This is a genomic window from Pseudoalteromonas sp. Z1A6 (assembly GCF_011378745.1).
GTDB lineage: Bacteria > Pseudomonadota > Gammaproteobacteria > Enterobacterales > Alteromonadaceae > Pseudoalteromonas > Pseudoalteromonas arctica.
On record NZ_WTKW01000213.1, the window covers coordinates 1 to 7,474 of the forward strand.

The 7,474-nt window shown below is 38.6% G+C and carries 7 protein-coding genes; 6 read left to right on the forward strand and 1 reads right to left on the reverse strand.

The window, feature by feature from the left end; all coding sequences use genetic code 11:
* The first annotated feature begins 85 nt into the window (after positions 1-85).
* The 6 genes from GQR46_RS13430 (at position 86) to folX (ending at position 6,903) form a co-directional block, all read left to right on the forward strand.
* A complete protein-coding gene (locus GQR46_RS13430) occupies positions 86-3,448 on the forward strand; it encodes an ATP-binding protein (RefSeq protein ID WP_165741210.1) in 3,363 nt (1,120 codons plus the stop codon).
* A gap of 43 nt (positions 3,449-3,491) precedes the next feature.
* Positions 3,492-4,121: a YceH family protein gene (locus tag GQR46_RS13435; protein WP_007580511.1), complete on the forward strand. Its 630-nt coding sequence runs from the start codon at positions 3,492-3,494 to the stop codon at positions 4,119-4,121.
* Positions 4,122-4,189: 68 nt separating this feature from the next.
* Entirely contained in the window at positions 4,190-5,020 is an 831-nt protein-coding gene (nadE, locus tag GQR46_RS13440) for an ammonia-dependent NAD(+) synthetase (RefSeq protein WP_165741211.1), read from the forward strand.
* A gap of 225 nt (positions 5,021-5,245) precedes the next feature.
* Positions 5,246-5,965, forward strand: coding sequence for a dihydromonapterin reductase (gene folM / locus GQR46_RS13445; protein WP_010554547.1), 720 nt, complete (start codon positions 5,246-5,248; stop codon positions 5,963-5,965).
* Between the two features lie 22 nt (positions 5,966-5,987).
* Positions 5,988-6,542, forward strand: coding sequence for a GTP cyclohydrolase I FolE (gene folE, locus GQR46_RS13450; RefSeq protein WP_002962341.1), 555 nt, complete (start codon positions 5,988-5,990; stop codon positions 6,540-6,542).
* Between the two features lie 4 nt (positions 6,543-6,546).
* Positions 6,547-6,903: a dihydroneopterin triphosphate 2'-epimerase gene (gene folX, locus GQR46_RS13455; protein WP_007377309.1), complete on the forward strand. Its 357-nt coding sequence runs from the start codon at positions 6,547-6,549 to the stop codon at positions 6,901-6,903.
* Between the two features lie 17 nt (positions 6,904-6,920).
* Here the strand turns inward: folX and GQR46_RS13460 are convergent, their stop codons facing one another.
* Positions 6,921-7,355 carry a YqaA family protein gene (locus GQR46_RS13460; RefSeq protein ID WP_010554546.1) on the reverse strand — a complete coding sequence of 145 codons (435 nt, stop codon included), beginning with the start codon at positions 7,353-7,355 and terminating at the stop codon, positions 6,921-6,923.
* Positions 7,356-7,474 lie beyond the last annotated feature (119 nt).

The window sequence follows — 7,474 nt, forward strand, 5'->3', positions numbered from 1 at the left end:
CGGCGCATTTGTTAATGCGCCGTTTTCATTTATGTCATAAATTAGCTATAGTTAATTTGCCTAAATTAACGCCACGATGTAGCTAATGCCACCGTCTAGTAATAACAAAAAAACGAATGTTTATAACTTTAAGCTGACCTTTTGGTTATCGCTTACGCTAACTGTACTAGTTGGTGTTGTTCTTGATCGTATTAACTATAATCGTGTAAAAGATGCTCACCGCCTACAAATTCTTTCAGAAGTAAGTACTTATAGAGCTCAACTCGAATCAACCTTAGTTTCTAATATTCAACTAGTACGGGGTTTAGGTGTTGCCGTTGCCGCAGAACCGAGTTTAGAACAAGAACGCTTTGAACAAATCGCAGCCCCTCTTTTTGATACATCAAATGAACTTCGTAATATTGGTGGCGCTCCCAATATGGTCATTCAAATGACCTATCCTTTAAAAGGGAACGAAAAAGCAATTGGCCTTAATTTTTTAGATAATAAAAATCAGCGCACTGATGCACTTAGAGCCCGCGATACCAACACAATTATTATGGCAGGACCGCTAACATTAGTTCAGGGGGGGGAAGCATTAATCGCCAGGGTTCCGGTGTATACCCCTCCCAATAATGAGTTTTGGGGGTTGTTGTCGGTTGTACTCGATATTGACAAGGTTTATATCAATTCTGGCGTTTACGAATTAGAAAAACAGTACAACGTTGCCATTCAAGGACGTAATGGTTTAGGTAAAAAAGGCGAGTTTTTTTTCGGCAATCAAAATATTATTCAGCAAGATCCTCTTGAGTTCACTCTAAATTTTCAAGGCGGCAGCTGGCAGTTATATGTAGCGCCAAAAATCGGTTGGAGCCCTCCTATTTCATCAATATGGCCACTTCGGTTATCGATTATTATTATTTGCGGATTATTAATTTGGGCCTTTTTATTCTTTTTGAAAATGCTTAATCGTCAGCAACAAAACGAAAAAATGCTTGAAGCAATGAGTGATCTAGCTCAAATAGGCGCATGGTCATTTAACTTAGAAACTAAACAAGTGTATTGGTCTGATATGACCAAAAAACTATTTAAATACCCATTAAATAACCAACCAGAATGGCCTAAAGATTTAAACTACTTTAAAAAAGGCACTAGCCGAGAAACAATTAAACCTTTAATTGAACGAGCCATAAAATATGGTGAAAGCTACGAAGTTGAATTAGAAGTAATGGATGCAGAAGGTGAATCTGTTTGGGTACTCGTACATGGTGAAGCAGAACGAAAGAATGGACGATGCACACGTATTTTTGGCTCACTACAGAATATTGATACCCGTAAAAAAATTGAATTAGAAAATAATAAAACCGCATTACATAACGAAATTTTAGCTTCTCTTACCGTTAATAAATTAATATTAAATGGGCAACTTAGCCAATCGAAAGATATTATCACTGAAGCAATCTGCCAAGCATTCGATATTAAACGTGCCAGTATTTGGTTTTTTAATGAAGACAAGTCTCAACTAAGCCCCTTTGCCATACATAGCAAACATTCGTCTAGTGACAAAATTGACTCTATTTGGCTAAGAAAAAACAACCCCTGCTTTTTTAATGCAATAGATCATCAAGCAGTATTTAATGCACCCGATGCACTAGAACACCCAATACTCGCACCAATTAAAGAGCAGTATTTAATGCCACTCGAGATTAAATCAATGCTGTGCATAATTATTCCTGCGGGAAGTGGTGCTATAGGCGTTGTTTGCGCCGAGCAATGTCAATCCAAGCGCCACTGGTCTAAAAACGAAGAAAGCTTTTTAATTGCCGTTGCAGCGTTAATAGGCAGCTTGCACTCGAGCCAGCAACGAATTGAAACTGAACAAAAGCTGGTTGCCGCCAAAGAAACTGCAGAACAAGCTGTTGAAGCTAAAAGTGAATTTTTAGCGAGTATGAGCCACGAAATTCGCACCCCAATGAATGGTGTTTTAGGCATGCTTAATATAATTAAGCAAACGCAACTAGACCTGCAGCAAAAGCATCATATCGAACTTGCTCAGTCATCAGCTCAATCTTTACTTAATATAATTAACGACATATTAGACTTTTCTAAAATTGAAGCAGGTAAGCTCGATATTGAAAACGTGCAATTTAACCTACCTCGGTTATTAGGAGAAGTGGTTGAATCGTTTGCTTTAAAAGTAGAGCAAAACAATACAAAACTTATTTTAGATGCCACTCAAATTACAGTTAGCGAAATAATTAGTGATCCGAACCGCTTACGCCAAATTTTGAATAACTTAATTGGCAACGCCGTTAAATTTACTATTGATGGTGAAGTAGTTATTACCGCCAAAGTGGATGAAACAACGGATGGCTCGTTCCTACAATGTTCGATTATTGATACTGGCATTGGTATTGACCCTAAAAAACAAGCGTCGTTATTTGATTCGTTTACACAAGCAGATACCTCAACTACACGCCAGTTTGGGGGCACAGGGCTTGGCCTTGCCATAGTAAAACAACTGTGTGAGCTGATGAACGGTGAAGTAAGTGTAAACAGCATGCAAGGTGAAGGAAGTACATTTTCTTTCACAATACAAATACAGCCTCGCTTAAGTAAAGAACAAGATTTACCGAGTCATTTAATTAAAAACAAACATATTTTAATTATTGATGAGTGCTCGTTAAATGCAAATACAGCCAGCAAACAACTCACGGTATGGGGTGCAAAGGTTAATTGCATACATGACTATCTTGAGGTTGATGATTATTTAAATAATGTAACCACCCACCCTGAAGCTATTTTAGTTGATTACTACTTTTTTGAAAAAGCGCCGCAAACGCATATAACTGGGCTTAAAAACTTTATAAATATGCATAGTTGCAAGTTAGTTCTTATGGCGCCAATGAGTTATTCACCTGAGGAGTCTAAAGTAGGTATGGAAGTCGACTGTATGATTTTCAAACCACTCACACCTTCTGATTTGTTTGACTCACTCACTAACGATAAATACATTGAACAACAGCAGCAACAAGCACAACTACAAAATAAACTAACTAAAGCACCAGTACTCGATTCATCAGAACCACAACTACTGCTCGTTGAAGACAATAAAATAAACCAAGTAGTTGCCTCGGCGCTATTAAAGCAAGCAGGTGTGACTTTTGATATTGCTGAAAATGGGCTTGAGGCAATTGTAAAACTCAATGCAAAACAAGGTAAGCCATATAAGCTAGTTTTAATGGATTGCCAAATGCCTGAAATGGATGGCTACCAAGCTACTAAAGCCATTAGAGAAGGCGATGCAGGTAAGGGTAATGAAAATATTACTATTATTGCACTTACAGCCAATGCCATGCAGGGCGATAAAGAAAAATGCCTAGCAGCAGGCATGAACGACTATTTAAGTAAGCCGCTCGATTTAGCCGCCCTAAAACCTAAACTCCAGCAATGGCTTGGTATCCAATAAAGGTGTAAGCTAATAAAATACGCTTACTAATTTGAGATTATTTATGCAGTTATCAGCAAATCAACAACGTATTCTTGGTTGCTTACTAGAAAAACAAAGCACAACGCCAGAACATTATCCGCTATCGTTAAACGCTCTAGTGAACGCATGTAATCAAAAGTCTAATCGCGATCCTGTGTTAAATCTTACAGATAGTGACGTGCAAAACGCACTTGATGAACTAATAGACATGCGCTTGGTAACTATAGATGAAGGGCTTTCTGGTCGCGTAAATAAATACGACCACCGCTTTTGCAACACTGAGTTTAGTAATCTGCAATTTTCTGCTCAGCAACGTGCCATTGTTTGTTTATTACTTTTACGTGGTGCCCAAACCCCAGGTGAATTAAGAACTCGCAGTGCTAGGCTTGCTGATTTTAATAACGTAAATGAAGTAGAAACAGCGCTCAATAAACTGATTGAAAGCGATTACGCCCGTAAATTAGAACGAGAAGCAGGTAAACGCGACAGCCGATACATTCATTTATTTGGCGAACAACAAAATAATCCCGCCGATGCCTTTGTTGCTCTACCAAGCGAAGTAATTAAAGATAAAGAATTAAGTGATTTACTAGCAGAAGTAGAAGAATTAAAAGTAGAGCTTCGCAAAATAAAAGCTCATTTAAAACTTTAATTAATTAAGACTAAATCACATAATAAGTTTATTGCGTATCACATATTAAATTTTATAAGGAGCTGGCAATGCGCGCCGAAATTATGGCTGAAATGAAGGTTCAGCCAACGATTGATGTAAATGCTGAGATAACTCGCCGGGTTGCTTTTATTAAAGCACGTTTAGTAGCAGCTCACTCACGATCACTAATATTGGGTATTAGTGGTGGTGTTGACTCATCAGCTTGCGGCCGCTTATGTCAACTTGCCGTAAACGAGCTAAATAAAGAACACGATACTGACAAATACCAATTTATTGCTGTGCGCTTACCTTATGGCGTACAAGCCGATGAAGACGAAGCGCAAATGGCGGTTGATTTTATCCAGCCAAGTAAACGTATGACCGTAAACGTACAACCTGCGGCTGATGCATTGCATGAGCAAGCTATAGCTGCTGTAGTTGGCTGTGGTGAAGCACTGCCTGAGCAAGCTCAGATAGATTTTATTAAAGGTAATGTTAAAGCACGCCAACGTATGGTTGCTCAGTACGAAATTGCTGGCTTTTGCCAAGGCTTAGTAGTGGGTACCGATCATAGTGCTGAAAACATTACTGGTTTTTATACTAAATTTGGTGACGGCGCGTGCGATTTAGCTCCGCTATTTGGTTTATCAAAACGCCAAGTGCGTGCACTTGCTACTGCACTCGGTGCCCCAGCTTTATTAGTAGATAAAGCACCTACAGCTGATTTAGAAAGCGACCGCCCAGGCTTAACAGATGAAGAAGCACTTGGTTTGAGCTATGAGCAAATTGATGACTTTTTAGAAGGTAAATCTGTTTCTAAAGACGTTGAACAAAAGCTTGTAAGTATTTACATGCGTACACAACATAAGCGCCAACCAATTCCGACAATTTACGATTAATGTTTTAGTAAATAAAATAAAGCAATTAACGCCTTTGAGGATTAATTGCTTTTTTGATCGACAGATTAAGAAACTGCGTATATTTTAGTAAATTAACGCTTTAAATTTTATAATACCAATTGCGTTAAATTAGTGATCTATTATAGCCCTAAGAAAATAGCGATAGATCGATCATGTTTTAACAATATTGGTATAAGTTACCCGCCAAAGAGAACACTGCCTTATATGACATCGCCCATCTTAATTACCGGCGCAGGCCAACGTATTGGTTTAGCGCTCGCTCAGCATTATATAGCCCAAGGGCAGGCTGTTATTATTACGTATCGTACTCGCCACAACGCTGTTGATAAATTAGAGCAACTAGGCGCTGTATGTATTTATGCCGATTTTAGTACCGATGACGGTATAAGTGCATTTATAAATACGCTTAAAGAGCATACAACATCGCTGCGCGCTGTTGTTCACAATGCATCAAGCTGGGACTGCGAAGCTAACAATCCTGACTTTGCAGTACTGTTCGATAATATGATGCGTATACACGCCAAAACACCGTATTTAATTAATTTAATGTGCGCTGAGCTGCTTATAAACTATCAGCAAAGTGAAAAAGTACCTGCTGATATAATTCACCTTACTGATTATGTAGTTGAAACAGGCAGCCCTAAACACTTAGCTTATGCAGCAAGTAAAGCAGCTCTCGATAACTTAACTAAATCGTTTAGCGCTAAATATGCGCCAAACATAAAAGTGAACTCGGTTGCTCCATCACTCATTATTTTTAATGAACATGACGATGAGCAATATCGAGCTAAAACCCTTAAAAAATCATTAATGGGCATTGAACCCGGATGCCAAGAAATTATCAATAGCATTGATTTACTATTACAAAGCCACTACATCACAGGGCGCTCTTTGCCTGTTGATGGCGGCCGTCATTTAAAGTAAATATAAATAAACTGAGATATTTATGCACAATGAATTAAAAGAAAGTTACGAAAAAATCATCACCGCAGTAGGCGAAGATGCTAACCGCGAAGGCTTACTTGATACGCCAAAACGTGCTGCAAAAGCAATGGAATATTTAACGCAAGGGTATCGTCAAACGCTTGATGAAATAACTAATAAAGCGGTATTTACATCTGACGCTGACGACATGGTGTTAGTGCAAGACATAGAGCTTTACTCTATGTGTGAGCATCATTTACTACCTTTTATTGGCCGTTGCCATATTGCTTATATTCCAAACGGTAAAGTATTGGGCTTGTCTAAATTTGCACGTATTGTTGATATGTTTTCACGCCGCTTTCAAATTCAAGAACAGCTAACGCATCAAATCGCTAAAGCAGTTGAAGAAGTTACTGGCGCTAAAGGTGTGGGCGTTATTGTTGAAGCAAAACACATGTGTATGATGATGCGTGGTGTAGAAAAGCAAAATTCAAGCATGCGTACATCAGTAATGTTAGGTAACTTTAGAAGCGACCCTAAAACACGCAACGAATTTTTGCAGCTTATAAAAGGTTAACCCTATGGCTAATGCAATTATTAACGTTACTAATTTGCGCCTGCGTACGTTTATTGGCTTTAACCCCGATGAGCGTGAAAAAAAGCAAGATGTAGTGATCAACCTAGAGATTCACTACCCTGCTGATGACGCGTGTAAAACGGATGAAGTTGACCAAGCACTTAATTATAAAGTGATCACCAAAGAAGTAATTAGCTTAGTAGAGCAAGGCCACTTTTTACTGCTCGAAAAATTAGTGGCTGAAATTCTTGCGGTTTGTCACTCACACCCAAGTGTTCATTACGCTAAAGCACGTGTTGATAAACCGCATGCACTGCGTTTTGCCGACTCGGTGTCGTTAACGCTTGATTGGGCTAAATAAGGCCTTAAAAAATTTATTTAAAAAAGCTTTTCGAATCCTACGGCAAGGGCGATAACCGCTAAATAGCGCGCGCCTTTGCCTAGTGTTACTAGTAATAAAAACATACTAAAGCGTACTTTAAATATCCCCCCAATTACAGTTAGCGGATCGCCTACTACTGGCAGCCAAGCAAACAACAAACTATACACACCGTATTTATTAAATTGCTTTTGTGCGCTATCAAGCCCTTTTTGCGATACAGGAAACCATTTTTTATCTTTAAAACGCAGTACCTGCGTGCCTAACCAGTAATTAACGCAGCTTCCCAATACATTTCCAAGTGTTGCTACGCACCACATAAGCCATAAATTAACTTTACCTTGGGCAATCATCCCCACCATTATCACCTCAGAAGAGCTAGGCAGTAATGTGGCAGATATAAATGCGCTAATAAATAACGTGAGATAAAGCATAATGCCCTTATGGCTAAACGTAAAAACCCAGCCTATAGCTGGGTTTATAATACCAATTTTATTAAAAACATGATCATTCTAGCGTATTAAATAACTCACTAACTACGTTAAAAATTATT